The sequence below is a fragment of the Agrilactobacillus fermenti genome, from assembly GCF_047943045.1.
In the GTDB taxonomy this organism is placed as follows: Bacteria; Bacillota; Bacilli; order Lactobacillales; family Lactobacillaceae; genus Agrilactobacillus; species Agrilactobacillus fermenti.
In genome coordinates, this window is record NZ_CP181347.1 from 1,571,603 (window position 1) to 1,596,721 (window position 25,119).

General features: G+C 39.7%; 25 protein-coding genes, 1 pseudogene and 1 other annotated feature. Of the genes and pseudogenes, 5 read left to right on the plus strand and 21 right to left on the minus strand.

Annotation, left to right across the window (positions count from 1 at the left end):
• Nucleotides 1–52: 52 nt before the first annotated feature.
• From ACNAN0_RS07670 to ACNAN0_RS07710, 9 genes are all read right to left on the minus strand, one after another.
• Nucleotides 53–913, minus strand: a complete 861-nt coding sequence (locus tag ACNAN0_RS07670) for a cell division protein FtsQ/DivIB (protein WP_230912536.1) — start codon at nt 911–913, stop codon at nt 53–55.
• A gap of 12 nt (nt 914–925) precedes the next feature.
• Nucleotides 926–2,032 carry an undecaprenyldiphospho-muramoylpentapeptide beta-N-acetylglucosaminyltransferase gene (murG, locus tag ACNAN0_RS07675; RefSeq protein ID WP_230912537.1) on the minus strand — a complete coding sequence of 369 codons (1,107 nt, stop codon included), beginning with the start codon at nt 2,030–2,032 and terminating at the stop codon, nt 926–928.
• A 2-nt stretch (nt 2,033–2,034) separates the two neighbouring features.
• On the minus strand, nt 2,035–3,411 hold the full coding sequence (gene murD / locus ACNAN0_RS07680) for a UDP-N-acetylmuramoyl-L-alanine--D-glutamate ligase (RefSeq protein WP_230912538.1): 1,377 nt from the start codon (nt 3,409–3,411) through the stop codon (nt 2,035–2,037).
• Between the two features lie 12 nt (nt 3,412–3,423).
• A complete protein-coding gene (gene mraY, locus ACNAN0_RS07685; protein ID WP_230912539.1) occupies nt 3,424–4,389 on the minus strand; it encodes a phospho-N-acetylmuramoyl-pentapeptide-transferase in 966 nt (321 codons plus the stop codon).
• 15 nt (nt 4,390–4,404) lie between these two features.
• Entirely contained in the window at nt 4,405–6,579 is a 2,175-nt protein-coding gene (locus ACNAN0_RS07690) for a penicillin-binding protein (RefSeq protein ID WP_416353031.1), read from the minus strand.
• A complete protein-coding gene (gene ftsL / locus ACNAN0_RS07695; RefSeq protein WP_230912541.1) occupies nt 6,576–6,962 on the minus strand; it encodes a cell division protein FtsL in 387 nt (128 codons plus the stop codon). The genes ACNAN0_RS07690 and ftsL overlap by 4 nt, the downstream gene beginning before the upstream one ends.
• Nucleotides 6,963–6,988: 26 nt before the next feature.
• Nucleotides 6,989–7,930 carry a 16S rRNA (cytosine(1402)-N(4))-methyltransferase RsmH gene (rsmH, locus tag ACNAN0_RS07700; protein WP_230912542.1) on the minus strand — a complete coding sequence of 314 codons (942 nt, stop codon included), beginning with the start codon at nt 7,928–7,930 and terminating at the stop codon, nt 6,989–6,991.
• Nucleotides 7,931–7,943: 13 nt separating this feature from the next.
• The gene (gene mraZ / locus ACNAN0_RS07705) at nt 7,944–8,375 is read right to left on the minus strand and encodes a division/cell wall cluster transcriptional repressor MraZ (RefSeq protein WP_230912543.1); all 432 of its coding nucleotides are present in this window, start codon (nt 8,373–8,375) and stop codon (nt 7,944–7,946) included.
• A gap of 339 nt (nt 8,376–8,714) precedes the next feature.
• Complete coding sequence (locus ACNAN0_RS07710) at nt 8,715–9,062, minus strand: DUF3397 family protein (protein WP_230912544.1); 348 nt, start codon at nt 9,060–9,062, stop codon at nt 8,715–8,717.
• Between the two features lie 91 nt (nt 9,063–9,153).
• Here ACNAN0_RS07710 and ACNAN0_RS07715 point away from each other — a divergent pair, with 91 nt between their 5' ends.
• From ACNAN0_RS07715 to ACNAN0_RS07735, 5 genes and pseudogenes are all read left to right on the plus strand, one after another.
• Nucleotides 9,154–9,273 (plus strand): DUF4044 domain-containing protein, encoded by a 120-nt coding sequence (locus ACNAN0_RS07715; protein ID WP_230912545.1) that lies wholly within the window; start codon nt 9,154–9,156, stop codon nt 9,271–9,273.
• 203 nt (nt 9,274–9,476) lie between these two features.
• Nucleotides 9,477–10,868, plus strand: a complete 1,392-nt coding sequence (locus tag ACNAN0_RS07720) for an aspartate kinase (protein WP_230912546.1) — start codon at nt 9,477–9,479, stop codon at nt 10,866–10,868.
• Nucleotides 10,869–10,966: 98 nt separating this feature from the next.
• Nucleotides 10,967–11,666 (plus strand): annotated as a pseudogene (locus tag ACNAN0_RS07725) (transposase).
• Nucleotides 11,667–11,677: 11 nt separating this feature from the next.
• Nucleotides 11,678–12,085 carry an IS3 family transposase gene (locus tag ACNAN0_RS07730; RefSeq protein WP_416353032.1) on the plus strand — a complete coding sequence of 136 codons (408 nt, stop codon included), beginning with the start codon at nt 11,678–11,680 and terminating at the stop codon, nt 12,083–12,085.
• A complete protein-coding gene (locus ACNAN0_RS07735) occupies nt 12,082–12,567 on the plus strand; it encodes a transposase (protein WP_416353033.1) in 486 nt (161 codons plus the stop codon). Before ACNAN0_RS07730 ends, ACNAN0_RS07735 begins: the two co-directional genes overlap by 4 nt.
• 69 nt (nt 12,568–12,636) lie before the next feature.
• On the opposite strand, the gene ACNAN0_RS07740 is transcribed toward ACNAN0_RS07735, so the two are convergent.
• The 12 genes from ACNAN0_RS07740 to ACNAN0_RS07795 form a co-directional block, all read right to left on the minus strand.
• Nucleotides 12,637–13,464 (minus strand): amino acid ABC transporter substrate-binding protein, encoded by an 828-nt coding sequence (locus tag ACNAN0_RS07740; protein ID WP_230913711.1) that lies wholly within the window; start codon nt 13,462–13,464, stop codon nt 12,637–12,639.
• A 4-nt stretch (nt 13,465–13,468) separates the two neighbouring features.
• Nucleotides 13,469–14,110, minus strand: coding sequence for an amino acid ABC transporter ATP-binding protein (locus ACNAN0_RS07745; protein ID WP_230913710.1), 642 nt, complete (start codon nt 14,108–14,110; stop codon nt 13,469–13,471).
• Nucleotides 14,111–14,122: 12 nt separating this feature from the next.
• Nucleotides 14,123–14,776 (minus strand): amino acid ABC transporter permease, encoded by a 654-nt coding sequence (locus ACNAN0_RS07750; RefSeq protein ID WP_230913709.1) that lies wholly within the window; start codon nt 14,774–14,776, stop codon nt 14,123–14,125.
• Between the two features lie 53 nt (nt 14,777–14,829).
• Nucleotides 14,830–15,052: a binding site (T-box leader), on the minus strand.
• Nucleotides 15,053–15,099: 47 nt separating this feature from the next.
• Nucleotides 15,100–15,906, minus strand: coding sequence for a septum site-determining protein MinD (minD, locus tag ACNAN0_RS07755; protein WP_230913708.1), 807 nt, complete (start codon nt 15,904–15,906; stop codon nt 15,100–15,102).
• Entirely contained in the window at nt 15,906–16,577 is a 672-nt protein-coding gene (locus ACNAN0_RS07760) for a septum site-determining protein MinC (protein WP_230913707.1), read from the minus strand. Before ACNAN0_RS07760 ends, minD begins: the two co-directional genes overlap by 1 nt.
• Before the next feature lie 24 nt (nt 16,578–16,601).
• Nucleotides 16,602–17,123: a rod shape-determining protein MreD gene (gene mreD, locus ACNAN0_RS07765; protein WP_230913706.1), complete on the minus strand. Its 522-nt coding sequence runs from the start codon at nt 17,121–17,123 to the stop codon at nt 16,602–16,604.
• Nucleotides 17,124–17,984, minus strand: a complete 861-nt coding sequence (mreC, locus tag ACNAN0_RS07770; RefSeq protein WP_230913705.1) for a rod shape-determining protein MreC — start codon at nt 17,982–17,984, stop codon at nt 17,124–17,126. It lies immediately after the preceding gene.
• Nucleotides 17,985–18,056: 72 nt separating this feature from the next.
• On the minus strand, nt 18,057–19,055 hold the full coding sequence (locus ACNAN0_RS07775) for a rod shape-determining protein (protein ID WP_230913704.1): 999 nt from the start codon (nt 19,053–19,055) through the stop codon (nt 18,057–18,059).
• Nucleotides 19,056–19,158: 103 nt separating this feature from the next.
• Nucleotides 19,159–19,836: a RadC family protein gene (gene radC, locus ACNAN0_RS07780; protein ID WP_230913703.1), complete on the minus strand. Its 678-nt coding sequence runs from the start codon at nt 19,834–19,836 to the stop codon at nt 19,159–19,161.
• A gap of 63 nt (nt 19,837–19,899) precedes the next feature.
• Nucleotides 19,900–20,550 (minus strand): HAD family hydrolase, encoded by a 651-nt coding sequence (locus tag ACNAN0_RS07785; RefSeq protein ID WP_230913702.1) that lies wholly within the window; start codon nt 20,548–20,550, stop codon nt 19,900–19,902.
• A complete protein-coding gene (locus ACNAN0_RS07790) occupies nt 20,543–21,859 on the minus strand; it encodes a bifunctional folylpolyglutamate synthase/dihydrofolate synthase (protein ID WP_230913701.1) in 1,317 nt (438 codons plus the stop codon). Before ACNAN0_RS07790 ends, ACNAN0_RS07785 begins: the two co-directional genes overlap by 8 nt.
• Nucleotides 21,860–22,210: 351 nt before the next feature.
• Entirely contained in the window at nt 22,211–24,850 is a 2,640-nt protein-coding gene (locus ACNAN0_RS07795; RefSeq protein ID WP_416353034.1) for a valine--tRNA ligase, read from the minus strand.
• Between the last annotated feature and the right edge of the window lie 269 nt (nt 24,851–25,119).

The following is a 25,119-nucleotide window of genomic DNA, read 5'->3' on the forward strand; positions in this document are numbered from 1 at the left end:
AACTTGAATACTTTAACAAATTCTACCATACCATGAAAATTTTAAGAAAGCCTTATTTTTTAGGATTTGTTTTAAATGGATAGGCAAAAGCCCCAACTTCTAGATCGACAACGCCTTTTGTCTTGAGTGCCTTTGCATAAGTTGGATATTTAGGCAGCTTTTGCCCCATTGTTCGTAAATCAGCGATTACTTCATTGTTGTCATTCATAAAGAGCCTTATTTGATAAGGATTAATTTTCGAACCCGTTAAGTGAACCTCTGAAATATCATTTTGAATTGAACTTGGCAATTTACGATAAGTTTTAATGAATAAATTCAATCGTTTCCCAGAAGTAAAATTCTCTAATACAGGTAAATTACCGACGGGTTTTGTCACAGCTGATTTTAGAATCACACCATTGATTAACACACTATAATAATTACCTTGCTTATTCAAATAACCCACGCGTTGATACTCTTGAACCCGAAAGGTCAGATCATTAAAGTGGCGTACTTGTAAAGTCGCATTCTTGATACCTGGCGTCTGTAACCGAATTTTTTTTTGAATCGCATGCTTTTGTAAAAGTAACTTAAAAATATGATCAGAAGCTTTGATCCCACTATGATCAATGATCGTTTGTTCAGGAATTATTTCTGTACCCTTAACGAAAACCTGGCCAACCTTACTAATGGGCGCAATATAATAGAATACCAATATTAAAAGTATCACTAACGGTCCTAAAACAAGTATTAAATTTCTTTTAAGTTTTGTGTGTCGAACCTTTGAAAGATTAGGCAATGTCTTCCCGACTGGCCGATATTCAAAGGTTTGTTTTTGACCTTCTTTTTTTTCGAGATATTTCTGCCAAGGCTTTATTAACTCTGCAGGTTCTTTCTTGACACTTTTATTATTTTTTTTGCCAAAGAAGGCCATAGATCACACCACCTATTTCGTCTGTTTCACCAAATTTGTCATCACTTGGATCAACTGATCTGCAGCATTGGGTTGCCCTAAAGTTTTTGAGGCAGCCATCATACTTTTACGTAGGATGGCATCTTGCATAATCGTATCTGCATTACGGAGCAAACTGCGCTCACTCAGTTGGTCCTCTTTAAGCATCAGCGCCGCGCCGGATTTCACCAAGCTTTCGGCATTTTTTGTCTGATGATCATGCGTAACATAGGGACTTGGGATCAATATTGATGGCAAACCCAGGGCCGTAATCTCGGCGATACTAGTGGCTCCAGCTCGACCAACGATTGCGGTAATATCGGCTAAAATATTCGGCATATCTCCGATATAATCTTGAATCACGATATTGTCGCTGCTGCGAGACCCAATTGCAGTTTTAACACGATCAAAGTGAACTTTACCAGTCACAAATAAGACTTGGTAAGCGCGTTTGGCAAAATCATCGAAAGCATTGATAAAAGCTTGATTAATTGGTTCAGCACCGCGACTGCCACCAAAAATCAATAATGTCGGGACGTCCTTTTGCAACCCGAAGTCAGTTAACCGATCATTTGCTTGAATCCCAGCTACTTGTTGTGCACGTGGATTACCGGTTAAAACAATTTTTTTCTTTTCAGAAAATTCTGCAGCTGCATCAGGAAATGAAATAGCAATTTTATTTACAAAATGGCCTAAAAACTTATTTGTAACACCTGCAATTGAGTTCTGTTCATGAATAACTGTTGGTATATGTAAACGCGCGGCAGCATAGACCACAGCACTGGAAACATAACCGCCTGTCCCAATCACGATATCTGGCTTAAACTCCCGAATCAAATTTTTAGAACGCCGAATACTTTTCAAAAAAAGCGCTACTGTTTTGGCATTTTGTAAGCTTAGTGAACGTCTGAAACCTTGGATTTCAATTGAAGTAAATGAAATACCTTGTTCAGGGACAATTCGGCTTTCCAGACCACGTTTTGTGCCCACATATAAAATTTCACTTTTTTTCGCTTCTTTGGTCTCAATCAATCGCTGAATGAGGGCTAAGGCAGGATAGATATGACCACCCGTACCGCCTCCGGAAACAATCACACGCATAATTATTTCTGCTCCGATCCGATATATTGATTCACATCTTCAATGAAACGATCGCCACGTTCTTCAAATGTATGGAACTGGTCCCAGCTTGCCGCGGCCGGTGATAGCAGTAAGATATCACCGGATCTAACTTGTGCAAATGCTTCAGGTACGGCTTCATCCAAATTATCAACGATAGCAATTTTTTTAACACCCGCATGCTTTAAGGCGTCTGCCATCAGTTGTTTGGTCTCCCCATAAACGACAGCAGCCTTTACATGTGCTTTTAAGAGAGGCTCTAACGCTTCAAATGTAAAGCCCCGATCTAAACCGCCAGCAATTAATACAATAGGTTGTTTAAAACTTTTTAATGCAACTTCAGTTGCTTCGATGTTTGTAGCTTTAGAGTCGTTATAGATACGAACGCCACGCCATTCCTCAACATATTGCATCCGGTGTTTAACGCCGGTAAAAGTCTGTAACACGCGGATAATATGTTCATTAGGTACAGCCATGATCTTAGCCACAGCAATTGCGGCCAACGCATTTTCGACGTTATGCTCCCCTGGAATTTTTATGTCCGCAGCCGCCATGATTTTGTCTGTTTTGAAATATAACATCCCGTCTTTTTCATAGGCGCCAGTTTCATTCTTATCTCGACGTGAAAACGGCACAATAGTTGCCTGACTTTGACGTGCTAGATTTTGCCACTCTTCCGTATCCCAATTAACCACAAAATAATCTGCAGCCGTTTGATTCTTAGTAATATGCATTTTCGCTTTTATGTAATTTTCTCGAGTTTTATGGTAATCCAGATGTGCTTCATAAATATTTGTCAAAACGGCAATATGTGGCTTTAGTGACGTAATCCCTAACAATTGAAAACTAGATAATTCTGTGACCATAACATCATTAGCAGTTACTTTTTCGGCAACTTCACTGGCGGGTATACCAATATTGCCAGCTAAATAAGCCCGTTTTTTGGGCTGACCTTCATTTAACATCAAAGCAATCAGCGTGGTAGTTGTCGTCTTGCCATTGGTTCCAGTCACACCAATCATCGGCGCTTCAGAGACTTCATAGGCCAGTTCAGGTTCAGTAATAATCGGAATTTTCCTAGCCAATGCTTTTTGAACCATTGGATTGTCATAAGGAATCCCAGGATTCTTGACCATCCAAGCAAAATCCTCATCCAATAACTCTAGGGGGTGCCCCCCAGTAATGACCCGGATACCCTCGTCTAATAAAGTTTGTGCATCCGGATTTTCGTCAAACGGTTTCTTATCATTGACCGTTACCAAGGCACCCAACCGATGTAATAATTGAGCTGCATGAACACCACTTTTGGCTAACCCTAAAACTAATACTTTTTGATTCTGATATTTTGTGACTTTTCGCATAATCAAACTTCCTTATAAAAATAGTAATAAATAGATGATTGCAGTCAGTGCACCCACGCCCCAAAAGGTGGTCACCACGCGCCATTCACTCCAACCCAAAAGTTCAAAATGGTGATGAATCGGCGTCATTCTAAAGATACGTTTGCCTGTCAACTTAAAGGATGCAACTTGTAGGATTACACTAGCTGTTTCCAAAACGAAGACAAGCCCTATCAACAGGAGTGACCATTGGCGATGCAGCAAAATTGAGATTGCCGCTAAGACACCTCCAATAGCTAATGAACCGACATCCCCCATGAATATTTTGGCGGGCTTATGATTAAAAATCAAGAAACCAGCTAAACTACCAACAAAAGCAATAATGAGAATTAAAATATCCGGTCGTCGATCACGGTAAGCAATAATACCATAAGTTATAAAGGCAATAATAGCTAAACCGCCGACTAACCCATCTAGACCGTCTGTTAAATTGACTGCATTTGAGAATCCTACTAACCAGAATAAAGCAAATAGGACAAAAAACCAAATGGCATCAACATTACCTAAAAGTGGTATGAATATTTGTCGGGTCAAATGGTCTGCAAAATAAACCCATAGAAAAATGGCCCCACCCAGAACCTGGGCTAAAAACTTCTGCCAAGCCTTTAAACCTTCGTTCTGATGTCGAAACAATTTTAACCCATCATCAAGAAAACCAACCACACCATAAAGCAGCAAAATGAATAGGGTAATCAAAAGACCATGAGTTAATTGATGTTGTAATCCAGCACTGACTAAACTAACTGCAGCAACAACGATCAAAAAAGCAACGCCGCCCATTGTTGGCGTACCAGATTTTTTTTCGTGCCAACTTGGCCCTTCTTCACGAATCATTTGGCCTTCTTTACGTTTTCGAAAATATGTGATCAATCTTGGCATGATGATCACAGTTAAAATAAATGCCATTAGCAAGGTGAGCACGAGCTCTAAAGTATTCATTTCTCCTAAATTCTCCTATTCCGTTTTCTGAGATGATAATAAAATTTCTAATTTAGAATCAGTATTTAAAATATGGTTTGCGGGAATACTCTGACTGACGACATAGCCATCTCCCTTAAATTTAACTTTGACGCCAGTAATCTCAGCTAGCTTTAGCACGTCGTTTTTAGACCAGCCTTTAACATCTGGCATCGTCATTGCACCATTTGTTAGTAATACTGTCCGTTGTCCTGCCAGCACATTCTCCTTTGCCAGCGGTAATTGTTGGACCACTTTATCACCTGAGCCCACAACACCATAAGTCAATCCGGTTTGGTTTAATTTAGTCTCAGCTTCTGTTAAAGCTTGCCCCGTTAATGTCGGCATCGTAATTGAAGCAACATCAGGTGCTTTTTGATCTGTGTTATATTCCAAAGCACGCTTCATAATTGGATTAAAAGCACTCGCCAGAATTTGTTCAGCTGGTTTTGTCATTTTTTGCGGCTGTTGCATCGTAATGTATAAAATATACTGAGGATCGTCAATTGGCGCCATGCCAACTACGGAGAAAATATAATTACTATCTCCTGCTAAATAAGCCCCATTCTGCGCAATTTGTGCCGTCCCAGTTTTAACACCGATATCGTATCCAGGGATGGCATATACTTGACCGGTACCATAACTCTGATTGATCACATCTTTCATGGCATTTCTCACTGAAATTGCTGTATTTTTTGAAATTGGTTTGCCGGTAACTTGAGTTTTAGTCTTGGTTGTCTTACCGGTTGTGGGATCGCTAATTTCAGAAACGATCTGTGGTTTAACCATTTTTCCGTTATTCGCAACGGCAGAAAATGCTTGCATCATTTGCATCACCGTAACATTCACACCTTGGCCAAATGAGGTAATTGCTTGATCTAATGGCCGTTTGAACGCCAAACTGCCAGAAGCTTCACCCGGTAAAGTTATCCCAGTTTTCTTATTAATGCCAAAGCGGTTTAAATAATCCAGCCAAGTTTTCGCACCCATTTGCTGCTCAATCTTAACAAACCCAACATTACTTGAACGAGGAAAAGCTTGGCTAAATGGAATACTGCCCCAACCGTTATAATTCCAATCACGCACCACATTTCCTGATACATTTACTGCCCCAGACTGGTAATAAGCATTAGGGGTATAATGTCCAGAATCAATTGCAGCACTTAAACTAAGCAATTTAAAAACAGAACCAGGTTCATAAGCTTCTTGAACTAACGCGTCTTGCCAAGACCCATCAAGGCCAGCTTTTGTGGCTGGATTAAATGTTGGCCGCTGAGTAGCAGCTAGAATTTTCCCTGTTTTGGCATTCATTAAAGTAGCTGTCATCTTAACAGGTGCATATTGTTGATAAACATCACTGATCGTAGATTCCATATAAGATTGTAGCCGAGAATCTAAAGTTAAAGTGATATTTTGACCATTTTTTGGTTTTTTAGTCGTCACTGGTGAATCTGGTAATTCATAGCCATAAGAATCCGTTTTGAAACGGCGCACACCATTTTTACCTGTCAATACTTTATTAAAGTAACTTTCAATCCCCATAACCCCTACTAGGGTCCCATTACTTGCTTTTTTGCTATTGTCTAATTGAGCTAAACCAACAATGTGTGAAGCAAAATTGCCATTGGGATAAAGTCTAGAGGGACTCTTTGTAAAATAGACACCAGGCAAATGCTTTGCCTCAATTTCTTTTTTGACTTCTAAACTCAAATTTTTACCGGCATTTCCAAATTCTACCTGAAATGCATTGGGATCTTGATTGTTAAGTACGCCGTATATTTTAGCCTTACTGAGTGGGATATATTGACTCAATACTGCGGCCGTATGCGCCTTGTCCTTGACATAAAGCGGTTTATTCTTATTGGAAACATATTTAGAATCGATAACCGCATATAGATTATAAACATTCGAATCTTCGGCGATGACATTGTGATTGGCATCATAGATCGTCCCCCGTACTGCAGTTAACCGTCGGTCCTGTTGATACTTAAGATTGGTCCGTTCTTTCAAATTAATATTATTTAATTTGCCGGATGCGACAATATAAGAAAAGCGACCAAGAAATATGAAAAATAGCCCTACCACGACCATTAGTAGGACTATGCCAAAGTAGACGCGATTCCGTCTAATTTTATTGTAGTTATGTATTTTCTTTGGAGAAGGGTTTTTCATTTTGCAACGTTCCTTACAGCTTGTTCATTAAAGGAAAGTCCATGTGCTTTCGCAAATGATTGTAAACGATCCGAACTGTTTAATGTCCCAATTTCTTGCTTTAGATCTGTATTGTTTGACTTTACTTGACTCACCTTAGCATTCACCCGTTGTAAAGTTCGCTGTGAATCGGCGAGCGCAATTTTAGAGCTGACTAGACCAACCATCAATAACACTGTCATGACACAACAAGAAATAATTGCTATCCGCTCGAACAATGAAAACGGCACTTTACTTTCAAGCGGTATATTTTGAACCTCAGGCTGTTGCGTTACTTGAGTTTGCGTTTCACTAGAAACCTGAGTTTGTGATGAATCATAATTCTTTTTGGCAGCATTATCCATTTGCTAATCAACTCCATTTCATAAGTTTAGTTTTTTTCAGCTACCCGTAAACGTGCGCTATGTGCCCGATGATTACCAGTTTGTTCCTGTTGGTCAGGCAAGATTGGTTTACGTGTCACAATTTTTAAAATCGGCTTTTTATCATCTGGTATGATTGGTAACCCTCTCGGAAGATCAGGCATTCTCGATAAATCTTTAAAGTATCCCGCCACAATTCGATCCTCTAAGGATTGAAACGTGATAACAGCAATACGCCCTTCTGGCTTAAGTAACGTAACAGCTTGCTTCAAAGTACTCTCTAAAACTGCCATTTCATCGTTCACAGCAATACGGATAGCTTGAAACGTTCGCTTAGCAGGATGGCCACCCGTTCGCCGCGTGGCGGCCGGAATAGCGTCCTTCACAATTTCAGCTAATTCCGTAGTCGTTTCGATTGGCTGAATTGCTCGGCGTTTTTCAATTGCCCGAGCAATGCGCTTCGCAAACCTTTCTTCACCATAACGAGCAATAATCTTTTGTAAACGACTAAAATCCCACTCATTAACTACCGTTCTGGCGGTCAATGCTTGGCTCGTATCCATGCGCATGTCTAACGGTGCTGTCAGTTTATAACTAAATCCCCGCTTAGCATCATCAAATTGAGGCGATGAAACACCGAGATCATAGGCAATGCCATCAATTGCTGTGATCTCATGCTTTGCTAACGCTGATCGTAAATTAGCAAAATTATCGTGGATCAATGTTAATTGATTCTTTGCCAGCGCTGTCTTGAAACGTGCCTTGGCGTGGTCAATTGCGACTTGGTCTTGGTCAAACGCAAATAAATGACCCTGATCAAGCTGCTGCAAAATCAAATTTGTATGGCCCCCACCACCAAGGGTCGCATCTACATAAATACCATCTGGATCGATAGCTAGCATTTTTACCGTTTCTTCAAGTAGTACCGTTACGTGTTTAAAATCCGCCATATTCACCATCAATTCATAAATCAAAATCTATTAAATTCTCCGAAATATCATCGAAGTTTTCACTCATTTGTTGATCAACCTGCTGCCACTGAACAGCATTCCAAATTTCTATCCGATTGGATACCCCTACTAAAACACAACTTTTTTCTAACTTAGCGTGTGTGATTAGTGTCTGGGGTAAGTTGATCCGGCCCTGTTTATCGAATGTTGCTTCCGTCGCAGCCGAATAAAAAAAACGAACAAAGGTACGTGCATCTTTTTTATTTAAAGGCAGTTGGGTCAACTTAGCCTCTAACTTTTGCCACTCAGATAAAGGATAGCCAAAAATGCAACCATCTAAACCTCGTGTCAGTATAAACTCTTGGCCGAGATCTTTTCTGAATTTGGCTGGAATGATCAAACGACCTTTAGCATCCAAATTATGCTGATACTCGCCCAAAAGCATACACTTCACCCCTTTAATACCAACAAATAAAGTCTACCACAATCCCCCACTTCCTACCACACAATGGTCAAAAAATACCACTATCATTATAAATATTTAACTTTATGTTGGTAACGCATGACTTGCAGATAAAATGCCGCTTCAAAGTACGTATCCTTCTAGCTAAATAAAGACCTCTAAAAATTAGCTTTTCACGCTAACTTTTAGAGGTCAACATCAATACAATTCTGAATGAGACACATTTCTGAAATAATTTATTTCCACCTTATTTGTAATTTAAAGTAGCCTGTATTTTCTGCCGACTACTGCATCAATATAAAACTTGGCTGCTCTGTTCTATTAAAATAACATGAGTATTAAAAAGACTAAGTACCAAATTATGCTGATCAAAAAGGTTAAGCGCCAAAAAATACGGAAATATCGTGGTAAAATCAACTCACGATCACGTATAGCTAAAAAAAGTGCCAAGCTGACTGCCAAAACTAGCAATGCCAAAACTATAAATTCTAAAATCGATAACTGTTGTTGCCCCTCACTAATTAATTGGCTGCCAATCAGAAAGAAGGGTGGTAGATAATCGATCAGTTTAAGTTGCCGTAGTCGCTTAAAATGTATTACTTGCTTACTGATGAATCCAATGAAAATACCAATGAATGGTAATAATATACCCCATAATGTTAATTTCAAAATTTTGTGCTCCTACGATTTACATCTATTTTTGCAATATTATAATGAATATAGTAAACTACTTAGCGTAATTTCGACAAGGTGGTCACGTATGAAAAAAGAAAAAAGTACCTTCTCTAGAATCACAAGAATTGTTGTTTGGGCAATGTTGATCGTTACTCTAGGCAGCATTATTATTGGTGCGATTTTCGAAATCATGCCAATGAATTAATGAATAGGAACGTTAAAAAGACCAAACTTTTTGTTTAGGTCTTTTTTGATTGTTGAAAATAGCTGATCGGTCGTTGAATAAAATACTTAATTAAAGATATACCTAATATTTATTTTGAATTGAAGTATGCTTTTATTTTTGATATTCTAATAACCAGATTAAAAATAAGCAAAATATTTATTAGATATTGTGAGGCATATATGATGAAAGTCGCAAAGTTTGGTGGCAGTTCTCTTGCTAACGGGGCTCAAATACAAAAAGTTATTGATATTATTAAGTCAGATTCGAATCGACGCATTGTCGTGGTTTCCGCACCTGGCAAACGCAAAGACACAGATACTAAGGTTACTGACTTGTTGATCAAATATTGCAATACGGTTAGTCAGGGCGAAGATATCACCGGCATTCAAAATAAAATCATCAAACGTTATCAAGCAATCGCCGGTCACTTTGGCCTGCCTGATACAGCGCTAGAACCAATCGTTGAAGGCATCACTAAACTAGCAACGCAAGTTTTTCCAAGTCGAGCTTATCAGATGGCTGCTTTTAAAGCTGCCGGTGAAAATAACAATGCTAAATTGATTGCTGCAATCTTCAATCATCAACAGATTCCCGCTGAATACTTAGATCCTAAAACAATTGGCTTAACTGTCACGGATGTCCCTGATGATGCTCAAATCTTACCCAGCAGCTATGAGAAACTAGCTCAAACGTTGACTCAGCGCACAAAAGTAGCCGTAGTTCCCGGTTTTTTTGGCTATAATACTTCTGGTGAAGTTTGTACTTTTTCTCGGGGCGGTTCAGATGTTACTGGCGCCATTTTAGCTCGAGCAGTTGCTGCCACTGAGTATGAAAATTTTACAGATGTTGACGCCATTTACGCAGCCAATCCAAATATTGTGCCGAATCCTAAAAAAATCACCAATTTGACTTTTCGAGAAATGCGGGAACTTTCCTATGCAGGTTTTTCAGTCTTTCATGATGAGGCCTTAATTCCAGCCATTGAAGGTAAAATCCCTGTTGTTGTAAAAAATACGAACCACCCAAGCTTACCTGGTACGCTGATCTCAGAACACAAAAAGATCAATCATGATGATGTTGTTGCTGGTATTGCTAGTGACAGCGGATTTACAGGTATATATATTCGAAAATACCTCATGAATAAACAAGTTGGATTCACTTTAAAGCTGTTGGAAATTCTTGCCAAGTTAAATATTTCATACGAACACATGCCTTCTGGAATTGACGATCTGACAATTATTATCCGCAGCAATCAATTAACACCTGAACTTGAAACACAAATACGTGCTGAAATCGAATCTGAAATTCATCCCGACGATTTTCAAATTCAACATAATTACACGATGGTCATGATTGTGGGTGAAGGCATTCAAGATCGTGTGGGCACAATGGCAGCTGCCACCGCAAGTATTGCCCAAGCCGGTGTTTCAATTGTCATGGTCAACCATGGAGCTTCACCTGTTTCAATCACATTTGGGATTCGTACCGCTGATGCAGATGCCGCCGTTCAAGGTTTATATGATACTTTTATTGCACATCAACCCATTGAAATTTTTGCTGAAAAAACATTTTAATTGTCCGATATACTAAAAAAGACGTCAATTGGCTATACTCCTACTTAAGTAGACAGGTAAATAATTAAAACCTGTTTGCTTAGGAAGGAGTATTTTTTATGGGCCGAAAAGGTTCCAGATATTCTATTGATGAGAAACTTCATTTCATTGGCCTACTTAAAAACGGCCGATCGGCCAATTCTATTGAACGGGAGTTTGGTATCAAAGCGACAACGATCAGTCATTGGAATTATTTATTTCATCATGGAGGTATAGTCGCACTAAAACCCAAACATACATGTAAAAGTTATACTATCGAATTAAAGGAACAAGTCGTTCAAGAGTATCTAGCAGGCGGTATTTCAATGCCTCAACTTTGTGATAAATTCGAGGTCTCAAATCCCGGAGTTATTTTTCAGTGGCTTTCTCGGTATACTAGTGGTAAATCACTAGTATCTGCTAGGAGGAATCTAGCCATGAAGAACGGACGCAAGACGACACAGACTTGAACGCATTGAGATTGCCGAGTGGGTCATCGTAAATGACATGGACTATACAGGCGCCACAAAACAGTACGATATCTCCTATGGACAAGTCTATGCTTGGGTCAAGAAGTTTAAACAAGGAGGCCCAGAGGCCTTGGTCGACCGTCGTGGTAAAGCTAAGTCAGACGATGGCCATCTATCTGCCAATGAACGCCAATCATTAGAGATCAAACGTCTTAAAGCAAGATTGGAATATGTTTCAACGGAGAATGCCTTGTTAAAAAAATTCGCAGAGTTGGAAAGGAGCGAAAGATCCCACAGGAAGCATACTTAGCCATCAAAGAATTGACAAAGATCATTAATCCAGACACCCAGAATCTATATACTGTCAGTAATTTATGCCGCTTGGCTGAAATTTCTCGTGCGGCTTATTATAAATGGTGTCATCACGTTCCCAGTAAGCGCCAGCTTGAAGATGCCGCTATTGTCGCTTTTATCCAACAATTAGAAGAAGCGCATCACTATATTTTTGGAGTCAAACGATTAATGGTCTACATTGACAAAGAAACGCCTTATCATGCTTGTGCCAGTCGAGTGAGACGCCTGATGCATCTTCACCACATCTACGCATCGATCCGTATTGCCAAGCATGATCGTAAAGCTGAGCGCAAAGATATTATCTCGGGTAATAAACTACTAAATGCCCAGCTGGAACATGAGTTCCACCCGATCGGATGGACCACACTTGGGTGACTGATTGTTCCGAATTAAGATATGGCGTTAATAATGAGCAACGTGTCCGTCTAAGCGCCATCAAAGATCTTTACGATCATCGGATCGTAAGTTGGGCTATTGCGTCGACGGAAACAGCAGAATTAGTCAGTAAAACGCTCGACTTAGCCCTACAACAAGTATCTGGTGCTAAACCAAAGATCGTACACAGTGATCAAGGTAGCAGTTATACTTCAGGCAGTTACAACCTAAAACTAGCCAGTTTAGGCATCACCCATAGTATGTCCCGTCCAGGGACACCTGGAGACAACAGTCCTATGGAGAGCTTCTGGAGTCACATGAAAGAAGAATTCTTCGCCTTTGAACAAGCGTATTCACAAGAGGAACTAGCGCTTCAGATTTCACGTTGTATCGATTGGTATAACAACAAACGTCGCCAAGAAACACTTAACGGCATGACCCCCAACGAATATGGGTGCCATGCCGTTAAGAAAAGTGCATAAGCATTTTAATTATTTAAGTTGTCTACTTGACACGGAGTAGTTCCATTGGCGTCTTTTTTAGTATTCTATTTATTTGATAGGCACCGTGTCATCCTGACCAAACCATTTCTCACTAATACGTTTAATCGTGCCATCTTGGTAAAGCTCAACGAGAGCTTTATCCAGGTGTTTTTTTAATAATTTATCTTTTTTGCGCATGCCTACTGCAAAATGTTCATCGGAAAATTCACCGGGAATTTTGCGATAAAGTGATCGATCTTTTTGGTGCGCAATATAATAATCAGCATAAACCCGGTCAATCAATAAGCCATTAATTCTACCTGCATTCAAATCAATAAACGCTTCATTAAAGTTATCGTATAAAATAGGATCTTGATTTTTGATGTACTGCTTTAACAACTTGGGTTGCCCATTTAGATCAGATTGACCCGAGGAACCATTTTGTGCCCCCAAGTACTTACCTTTCATATCTACAAACTTCTCAATTTTGTTTTTCTTTAAAGAAACTAAAATTTGGCGATTATTCAAGTAAGTCTTACTAAAAAGGACCTTTTTTGCACGATCAGGATTGACTGTATAACCATTCCAAATCAAATCAATGGTATGATTTTTTAATTCCGTTTCTTTCATATTCCAATCAATGGTTTGAAAATCCATCTTCATGTGTAATTTCTTGCCCACAGCATTAGCCAAGTCAATATCAAAACCCCTTAATTGACCATTCTTAGCTCGAAACCCCATGGGGACAAAGCTATCATCGAGGCCAATAATCAGCCGACCCCTTTTTTGCAGTTGTGGCCAACTATCTACTTGATTATTGACACGACCACAGCTAGCCAAAACAGGCAATACAAGGAGCAGTACAAACCATAACCCCACACGTCTCATTTTTTTCATAACTTCACAACTCCTGCGCTGGCTTTACCTCTAGAATTTTATCCGCAATATTCTGAGCAAAAGTCATGTCATGGGTAACCACAATTTGTGTCATGCCTTGACTTTTAAGCCGAAGAATCAAAGTCTCTACACTTTGGCGTAAACCAGGATCTAAAGCACTTGTTGGCTCATCATAACAAAGTATCTTTGGATCTAATGCGAGTGCCCGAGCAATGGCCACCCGTTGTTTTTGACCCCCAGACAGCTGAAAAGGATAAATATCGGCTTTATCTGCTAAATCTAGCTGCGATAAAATATCTTTTGCCTTAGCTTGAGCTTTGGTGCGGCTTTCTTTCAAAACAAGCTCTGGTGCCAGTGTAATATTTTCTAAAACACTCAAATGTGGGAATAAACGGAAATCCTGAAATACCACACCAATCAAGGCATTACTCGTATTATTACTATCTGGATCAAAGGGCTGACCATCAATTTTAAAAGAACCTGAGTCTGCTTGTTCTAATCCAGTAATGATTCGCAATAAAGTGGTTTTACCAGCGCCACTAGGCCCAACAATACAAAGAATTTTACCCGAGTCCACTTCTAGAGAAATATCAGTCAACACTTGCGTACCATTAAAACTTTTATTGATTTTACTTGCTTCTAACATTTTAATGCCCTCCTAACGGTAGTAACTATAGTGCTGTTCGACTTTACGCAATAAAAATGTAAATAGAGCCGTTAAAGCAAGGTAAATGGCACCAACCATTAACAGTGGCACTAAAGTAACATCACGTGTCATCGCAATATTCCCAGCACGTAATAGATCCCCTAAGCCAATGACATAAACCAGTGATGAATCCTTAACTAAATTGATGACTTCATTGCCCACAGAAGGTAATACGATCTTTGTAACTTGTGGCAATACGATTTTGCGAATCGTTTGTGGATAAGTTAATCTTAAAACTCTGGCTGCTTCAAACTGACCTTTATCCACTGACTGAAAGCCACCACGAAAGATTTCCGCAAAATAGGCAGCATAGTTTAATACAAAGGCAAAAATAGCAGCGCTAAATCGTTCAAAGTAAATATGTAAAACTGGTAAGCCGTAAAAAATAAAAATTAATTGTAATAATAATGGCGTGCCACGCATTAACCAGACATAAAAATTCAATAACCATTGCAATGGCTTAAATCGTGAGCGTAGACCTAAACTGACCAGTGCCCCAATCGGTAATGAAAGCACCAACGTAATGACAAATAACCCAAGCGTCAATTTTGTACCCTGTAACAATGAGGGCAAAATTTCAGTGCTGTACTTTAGTATTCCATTCATCTTACCGCCTCCTAATTTGGCTAAAATAAAACGCCCTCTTGGATAATGATATCCAAGAGGGCGTTTAATCACGCTGTCCCACCTCAATTTGTTTAGATAAACTCTAAACCTCCACAGTAACAACTGCGTGGTAACGGGAATCCCGTGATTTCCTACATTTGTTCAGAAATCAAGCTCACAGGTGTGTGTTCTTTTTATCATTGCGTGTTTTTCAGCAACCAACACGTCTCTTTGTTTTCAAATAATAAAAATACTTTTCCTGTTCTTCGCTAAAATTATTAACTGAATGTTAAATCATAATGAGAATGATGTCAAGTATAAATCTAATGCCTTCTTTTTTTGCGTCCAAAAATTCGTTCAAAAAACGAAGGCTTGTGTTCCTTTAACGTCATTAATGGGACAGATTCTCCTAAAATACGGCGGGCAATATTACGATAGCCTTTACTTGCATTATCTTCTGGATCCATCACAACTGGGACCCCTTTATTAGAAGCCAGAATAACATGATCATCCTCAAAGACGATCCCTAACAGGCCAATCGACAAGTGCTTGGTTATTTCATCAATATCCATTGTATCCCCGGCATTCATCATACCTGGAATAATTCGATTAATGATCAACCGTGGTGCTAATTTCATCTGCTTTTGCTCCAACAGTCCAACAACCCGATCAGCATCACTTACAGAAGGAATTTCGGGCGTACAGATAACAATAGCCCCATCGGCCCCAGCAATTGCATTTTGAAATCCTTGTTCGATTCCAGCTGGGCAGTCTAATAATATGTAGTCGAAATCGGGACGCAATTGATTCACAATCGTGACAATATCCATCGGGCTAAGTACATTTTTGACCGTATTCTGAGCAGCTGGTAATAAATACAACTTATCATCAAAACGTTTATCTTTAATTAAAGCCTGATGCAGCTGTGCTCGCCCGCTGGCAACATCTACAATATCGTAAATAATGCGATTGCTCAGACCCATGATCACATCCAGATTACGTAAGCCAATATCTAAATCGATCATACAAACTCGTTTATTCATCAAAGCCAAAGCCGTACCCAAATTGGCAGCCGTAGTACTTTTACCAACGCCGCCTTTTCCAGACGTGATGACTAATGAAGTTGCCATTATTGATTTTCCTCCATCTTACGAAATAATTTTGGTCGAAGCGTTGCTAAATTGCTAACTTCATCAAAATCCAGCACATGTAAATCATTGATCAACGCTACCGTGCTGTTATCAAAACTATGATTTTTAGGATTAATGATCTCTACTGTGTCGCTAATTCTGACCTGAGTCGTACTTGAAAGGTCCCCAACAACCACAGCTTCATCGTTATCTGGATAACCGGCTTCAATAATGCCCGAACTTTGACCCAACATAAAAATACTACCGTGACTACGCAACACGCCACCTTGATGCAAATTACCCAGGAACAATACATCACTATCAAAAGCTAGCTCTTGTCCGCTGCGAATAACCGCCATTTCGACATGGATATTATTCTTGCGTTCTGCTTCTTTAGCAGTAGCAATATCAATCACTTTAGCTTGAATATGTTCAATTTTAAAGTTTGTAAAGCGTTCAAAAAGTTCACGTACCCTTTTAACCTGTGCCTTAGTTAACAAACGGTTTCCAGTTTCAAGCGCAAATGCTAACTGATTGTCGGATTTAGCTTCACTTGTCTGTAATTTTTGTAATAAAACATTGAGTTCACGCATAATTTCATCGAAGTTAGCTGCATCATTCAGATAAATCTCATAGCCTGTTTTTCGACCTTTTAATACGACACTATCCATAAAAGTTAAGACTCCTAAAAATCATTAGTTGGAAATTGCTTTCATCAACTGCTTATACGGATAGTATATCAAAAGAAATACGATTACGTTAGCAGCCAAGGTTGGTCCTAGATCTGTACTAACGAAGGTAAAAAATCCGATGCCATCACCAAAGAAACTATTTAAAATGAACAAAGCAAATTCCAAAATAATCAACATTAGAATATAAGTAACCGCTTGAAATAACATTGAATCTGGTAAATAATCTGCTATCCAGCGGACAATCATAACCACCATAGGTAATAGAAACGTGTAATAACCCACGATGCCTAGGTAAAAGCAATCATAAAAAATTCCGATAACAAATGCTGGCCAAATCAGCCAACGTTCTGTGTCAAAATGGAAGCTAGTGCTTACAACCCCCATCAGCAGAACTTGGGAAGAGATATTTAAAAAATCATGATATAACCATTTTTGAAATAACAAACTGATCGTGCCGTCCAACAAAAATAAAACAGTCCAAATTATGGGGATGAACCATCTTAATCTCTTTGCAGCTATTGTCATTTAATCACCCGCCACTGTTCGATCAATCAACGTCACCACCGTGAAGTCATCAATATTTGCCGCTGGTTTAACATATACGGAATTTGTCAGGCCATAATCATCTTTACGCACTGAAGTCACTTTACCGACAAATAACCCTCGTGGCGTAAGGCCACCTAGTCCCGACGTTGAAACCATATCACCCGCTTTGACGCCCTCGGTCGTATCTAGCTGGCTAATAATCAAACGATGCTGTGCTGAATTATAGCGTGAAACGATGCCAGACAAATATTTATCTGCACCAATTTTAACTTCAACTGCAAAACGATTGGTATTTTTATTATCTGTCGAGATCAATTCAACTTTAGAATTGGTTTTGTTCACTTCTACAACTCGACCTAAAAGCCCCGATCCAGACATAACTGGCATATTTTTAACAACACCATTAAGTTGCCCCTTATTGATTACTACTTGATTTTGCCACGAGGCCGGTGAACGTGAAATAACCGCAGCGTTCATCTCCTTGTAGTCCGTTAAAGTAGCACTCAATTTTAACTGCCGCTTCAGTGCTTTATTTTCACGCCGCAAAGTTGTATTCGTCTCTTTAACCTGATCTAATTGATCGAGCTGTTGTTTCAGACGCTCATTATCTTGATATGTATTTACCAAATTGACCATTGATGTCAATCCAGTCCGAATACTATTGACCGGCGCACTAACGATTTGACTTGCGATACCAGCGGCATCATTACCAATTTGTTGTATTACTGGTGGGGTTTCTCGACGATCACGAATAGAAATGCTGATTGAAATAAACCCAATCATTGCTACGATTGTAATCAGTAAAATAATCAACTTTTTGTTAGAGAAAAATTTTGACATAGGTAACCTCGTTACGCTTCTTTACAATAAAAAGTTAATAGCGGGGAGAGTTCCCTCCATCCCCGCTATTGTTTAACGACGCCGCATCACGTCGATATTTTTCAATGATTCACCAGTTCCAATTGCAACACAATCTAGTGGGTCTTGTGCGATAAACACGGGGACACCAGTTGCATCAGAAATAACCTCAGACAAATTTTTAAGCAATGCCCCACCGCCGGTTAATACAATGCCATGATCAATAATATCGGCAGCAATTTCAGGAGATGTTTCCTCCAACGTTTCTTTGATGGCAGCAATCACTTCATCAACGACTTCATGAATGGCTTTAGCAATATCTGTGGCCTCAACATCGATAGTCTTTGGCAAACCGGATAGTAAGTCGCGTCCTCGAATCGTCATTGATTCAATCTCTTGAGCCTTTTCGATTGATGCTGAACCAATATTGATCTTAATTTGTTCTGCTGTTCGTTCACCAATCAGTAAATTAAAGTTTTGGCGAATATAAGCGACAACGGATTCATCTAAACGATCCCCTGCATTGCGAATTGATCGACTAGAAACAATACCACCCAAAGAAATTGTAGCCACGTCAGTCGTGCCACCACCAATATCAACAACCATACTTCCAGTCGGATCCATGACGGGTAAGCCCGCACCGATTGCAGCAGCAAAAGGCTCTTCGATCACATAAGCTTCTTTAGCACCAGCCATTTTAGTTGCATCGATCACTGCCCGTTTTTCAACTTCAGTGACCCCACTTGGGACACAAACCATCACAAGGGGTTTACCATTACCAACGACTTTTTCAATAAAATATTTCATCATCGCAGCTGTTGTGTCATAATCTGCGATTACGCCATCCTTCATAGGTCGAATAGCGACAATACTTTCAGGTGTACGACCGATCATATCTCTCGCTTCAGAGCCGACAGCCAGTACATCACCATTTTTTGTGTTTTTTGCGACAACGGAAGGTTCACGTAGAACGATCCCCTTGCCATCGATATAAACTAGGGTATTGGCAGTACCAAGATCGATACCAATATTTTTTGTTCCGATTCCAAACAAATCGATTCTCTCCTCATGTCATCTCAATTAAGTCATGTAGCATTATAACATAAGGTTCAGGATAAAAAAATGGCTCAATAATGTTTCCACAAACAATATGCTGTTAAATCAACTGTAATTCACGAAAGCTTACGAATTTGTCATGCCCAATAACTAAATGATCTAAGCAATTAATGCCCATCAATTCACCACATTTGACCAAACGTTGAGTAAATTCAATGTCATGTTGTGAGGGCTTAGGATTGCCACTAGGATGGTTATGGCAAATAATAAAACTCATGCAAGACAATAGGACTGCTCGATGAAAAATTTCTCTCGGATGGGCTACTGACGAATTTAGCGTCCCTTGAAAAATCATCTCTTCGGCGATAATTTGATTTTTCGTGTCTAAAAAAATAACGATTAATTGTTCCTGCTCAACCCCTAGAAAACGTTGCAGCATCAATTCTCCAGCACCCTGACTAGAAACAATTTGACCCCGACGAAAGGTCTTCATCTGTAGACATCTGCGCCCGAGTTCAATTGCAGCCTGAAGCATAACTGCTTTTGAAAACCCGATTCCAGTCACTTGGCATAACTCTGCCAATGTACAATCGGCTAAAGCACCAATATTTTCAACGGATAATAGTAGCTCTCGGGCAACTTGATCAATTGGTTGCTGCTTAGTGCCACTGCCCAAAATTGCCATAATTAACTGGCGGTCACTCAAAGATTTTGCACCATGTTGGGCAATAATTTCACGAGGCCCATCTAAAGAATCTGCATGAACTGTTTCAATCATAATAAAAACTCCTATTTTTCATAAATTACGAAAAATAGGAGCTTTTATATGGCTACAATTTAATTAAACCACTTGTAAAAAATCAATGACTTGTTTTAAATCGGGCAAAATAGCCGTTGCTACCTGCCGCTCAGCCGCTTTAGGCTGCAGTAAATCTGGAATCATAACCACTGGTACCTGAGCTGCTTTTGCGGCCGCTACACCATTCGGCGAATCTTCCAAAATCAAAGTCTCCGACTTCGCTAAGTTCAGTGTCGCAACAGCTTTTAAAAACAAATCTGGTGCCGGCTTACTTGCCGTAACATCTTCTCGAGAAATAATCTCGTCAAAGTATTGATTCAATTTAAAATAATCTAAAAAAGCCGCAATCATCCGCTTATTATTAGACGAAGCAATAACACGCTGTAAACCATGCTGCTCAATAAAAGCTAACAGTTCAGTCAAACCCGGCTTTCGCGCAATTTCCCCAGCTTCAAGCAGCTCTAAAACATGCTGTTCCGTCAGACGATAAAAAGTTTGTTCCTGTTCTGGACTCGTAAAATGTGTCTCGATGAAGCCAGTTGCTTCTTCTTCAGATGCGCCGACAAGCTGATAATAATCTTCAGCAACCATATGAATATTCAAGTCATCACTTGCCATCAAGTTTGCTTTTAAATAAGCTGCTTCTGTATCAAACATCAAGCCGTCCATATCAAAAATAATACCTTTATACATCTTCTTTTCCATCCTCCAATAGTTCATGCCGTGCTGCAGAAACCAAGTAAATAGATCCAGTAATCACAATCAGATCCTCTGCAGAAGCATTTTGATAAGCCGCTAAAAACGCTTGCTGCCAATGAGTGTAAAACTGGTCTTTGGCATGCATTAGCGGCTCTAGATCCGCTTTGGTAGCCGAACGCGGCATGTCTAGTTGCGTTAAGTATAAATTTAGCCCCGACTGACGCCGCAATAACGGTAAAACCTCCGCAATAGCTTTGTCTTTCATAAATGCTGCAATCAGATGAATCTCTGTCTGTGGGAACGCCCGAGTTAAACTATCTAATAAACTTTTAAAAGCTGGTGGATTGTGGGCGCCATCTAATAAAATAAATGGTGATTCACTAATCAATTCCGTACGCCCAATCAAATCAGTTTTGGCCAAAACAGGCTTGAATGTATCTTGAGTTTGTAGCTGACCTGTCAATTTGCAAAACAAAATATAAGCCATTACCGCCACAGCAGCATTATCGACTTCAAAAGCAGCAATGCTTTTGATTGTCAAGTTTTTAAAACGTCTATTAGGTAACGTCAAGTCAAATGTCTGACGATAATCCGGTAATAAATGAACTTGTGTTGCTTTAAATTCGTGATCAAAACGGTAAACCGGGCTGTTCTGCGCCTGTGCCTTAGCTGTTACAATAGCTGCTAATTCAGAGGACAGCCGGCCGAGAATCACTGGTCGGCCAGGCTTGATCACACCAGCTTTTTCAATGGCAACATCTGCTAAAGTTGGCCCAATTAATTGTAAATGATCCGCGCCAATAGTCGTAATTATTGAAAATAGCGGATCAATCACATTCGTTTTATCATGAGCACCGCCAATGCCGACTTCGATAACAGCCACATCAACTTTATGTGCCGCAAAGTACGCGAACATAATTGCTGTTACGGTTTCAAATTCTGCCAACTCAAACTCAGGCTGTTTTTTTTTAATTGTCTGAACCCCTAAAGCCACTTGGTTCGTCCAATACACAAGTTCGTCGTCACTAATAGGTTCAAGGTCAATTTGAATACGTTCATTGAATCGACGAATAAAAGGCGACAAGAAGGTGCCTATTTTCACACCGGTATTCTGAATCATTGCACTCAATAGATAGGATACAGAACCTTTGCCATTAGTGCCCGTAATATGGATCGACTGAAAGTTTTTTTGTGGTTCCCCCAGATACGTTAATATCTGGTGCATATTTGCTAAACTAGCCGTTCGATGTTTTTTGGGCCGTGAATGAATATAAGTTAAAGCTTCATCGTATGTTTGCATCATGTGCCCCTGTATTTGTTATTTTCGGTGGTTGTCTTAAACAACAATATTCAATTTATCATGTTTACTTGTAAAGTTAAAGAATCATAGGCGTGAAAATGGCAAATACAATATTCAAAAAAAGCGCCTGATCGTTAGAAAATTCATCTAACAATCAGACGCTTATGAAGAGCCGGGACAAAATTAACCTTTTACATTCAGCCCAGCCTTAGTTACGAACAATTTAATTTTAAATGCACTTTAAAGGGCAACATCGACCTCACTTAACAAAAGTCACTAGTTATCGTAATTCTTGTTAAGACTCAGCCGCTAAATGCCTTTTGTGCCAATCTCACTCACTTAATATCAAAAAAATTAGGATTGTTTTAATTCTTGAATACGATTTTGAACGGCCTTTAATTTGCCTTCATAATCGGTCTGTTTTTCTTTTTGTTCGTTCACAACTGCCTCAGGCGCTTTTTTGACGAAATTTTCATTGCCTAGCTTGCGGTCCACAAAGTCGATTTCTTTTTGCCACTTTTCAGCTTCCTTTTCTAAGCGGGCAATTTCATCATCGATGTTGATCAGCTCAGCTAACGGCACAAAAATCTCTGCACCTGTAATAATCGCTGTTTTAGATAACTTAGGTGCGGTCACTTTTTCAGAGATTTGTAAGGCCTTTGGATGCGCAAAGCGTTCAATATATTCCTGATTGTGTTCTAAAATATCAGTAATATGGGTGTCCTGTGTCCGAATCAGAATATCAATTGGTGACGATAATGGCGCATTCACCTCAGAACGAATATTACGGACTGCCCGAATCACATTGATCAAAACTTCCATTTCTTCAACAGCTTGAGCATTATCAAAATCAGATATAGCTTCAGGATAAGCCGCCACACTAATGGATGAGCCTTCATGAGGCATGGATAACCATATTTCTTCCGTGACAAATGGCATGATTGGATGCATCAATTTCAAAATTTTATCAAGTACATAAGCTAGATGGTACCGTTTATTTTTCTTTGCAGTTGTATCGGTTCCTGAGAGGACTTCTTTACTCATTTCAATGTACCAATCACAGAAATCATTCCAAATAAAGTTATAGAGTATGCGGCCAGCCTCGCCAAACTCAAAACTGTCAAACAACCGAGTGACTTCGCGAATGGTATGATTCAACCGTGCAAAAATCCAACGATCTGCTAAATCAAAATTAGCTTTATCCGGAGCTTTGGTCGGTGCTGGTGTGTCAGCTAAATTCATGATTACAAACCGACTGGCATTCCAAATTTTATTAATAAAGTTCCAAGCAGCATCCATCTTGTCATAAGAAAAACGGGTATCTTGTCCAGGTGTAGACCCATTAGAAAGGAACCATCGGAGTGCGTCTGCACCATACTTATCAATGACATCCATTGGATCGATCCCGTTGCCCAGTGATTTACTCATCTTACGGCCCTGTTCATCTCGAATCAAACCATGGATCAAGACATTTTTGAATGGCCGTTTTTGAGTAAACTTCAAGCCTTGGAATATCATCCGAGCCACCCAAAATGGGATAATATCATAACCTGTGACTAACGTATTAGTTGGGTAGTAACGCTGATAGTCAGCTGCTTGGGTATCTGGCCAACCCATTGTCGAAAACGGCCACAAGGCACTGGAAAACCAGGTATCTAAGACATCCGGATCTTGTGTCCAATTTTCAGCATCTTTAGGCGCGGTCATACCTACGTATGTCTCGCCAGTTTGCTTATTATACCAAGCCGGGATTCGATGTCCCCACCATAATTGACGTGAAATAACCCAATCATGGATATTTTCCATCCATTGTGTAAAGGTATTCTCAAAACGAGGTGGTACAAAATCAACTTTGTTGTCTGACTTTTGATTGGCTAAAGCTGCCTCTGCCAAAGGTTTCATTTTAACAAACCATTGAGTGGATAACCGCGGCTCAACTTGAGCATCTGACCGTTCAGAATGACCAACGCTATGCGTGATTGATTCAACGTCTAGCAAATAGCCAGCTGTTTTAAGATCAGCAACAATTGCTTTACGTGCTTCAAAGCGGTCCATGCCATTATATTTTCCGGCTTGTTCATTTAAGGTAGCATCGTCATTCATGATATTTAATCGTTTCAGATCATGCCGGTTACCAACTAAGAAGTCATTAGGATCGTGTGCAGGCGTAATCTTAACGGCCCCAGTCCCAAAAGTTTTATCAACGTAGTGATCTTCAATAATTGGAATCTTACGGTCAAATAATGGCACGATTACGTCTTTACCAACTAAATCTTTATAACGTGGATCTCCTGGATAGACGGCAATCGCTGTATCACCAGGAATTGTTTCTGGACGCGTTGTCGCAATTTCAATATCTCCAGAACCATCTGCCAAAGGGTAACGGACATGATAAAGTGCCCCAGCATCATCTTTATGGATGACTTCAATATCAGATAAAGCTGTCTTTAATTCTGGATCCCAGTTGATGATATATTCACCACGATAAATCAAACCTTCGTTATATAAATCAACGAATACTTTACGGACAGCTTTAGATAGACCATCATCTAAAGTAAACCGTTCCCGAGAATAATCTACTGATAGACCTAATTTGCCCCACTGATTTTTGATCGTGTTTGCATATTCGTCTTTCCAAGCCCACACTTGATCAATAAACTTTTCTCGGCCGAGATCATAACGAGAAATCCCCTGTTCACGTAACTTAGCTTCAACTTTAGCTTGCGTGGCAATCCCAGCGTGATCCATTCCGGGTAGCCATAAAACATCGTACCCTTGCATCCGTTTTTGACGAATGATCATATCTTGTAGCGTTGTATCCCAAGCATGACCTAAATGCAACTTGCCAGTTACGTTAGGTGGCGGGATAACAATTGAATACGGTTTGGCTTTTTGGTCGCCACTTGGCTTAAATAATTGTTCATCTAACCATTTTTGATAACGGCCTGCTTCAACTTCTTTGGGATCATATTTTGTGGACATTTGCGTTGCCATAGGGATCCTCCTTTAAATTTAACAAGAAAAAAAGCACTCGTCTTAGACATAGGACGAATGCTCGCGGTACCACCTAGTTTGGTTACAATAACCCAACTTCATTGAGATAACGGAAAAAATCCGGAAGAACTTACTAAGTTTCAGTCCAACTGCTTCCAAGCTACCAGTATTTTATCGGATCATAGAAAAAGTCTCAGCCTTGCTTTTTCCTCTCTGAAAAGGCGATAAAACCCGCTCTTGTTCTTTGCATTTCTATTATTATAGTGCGG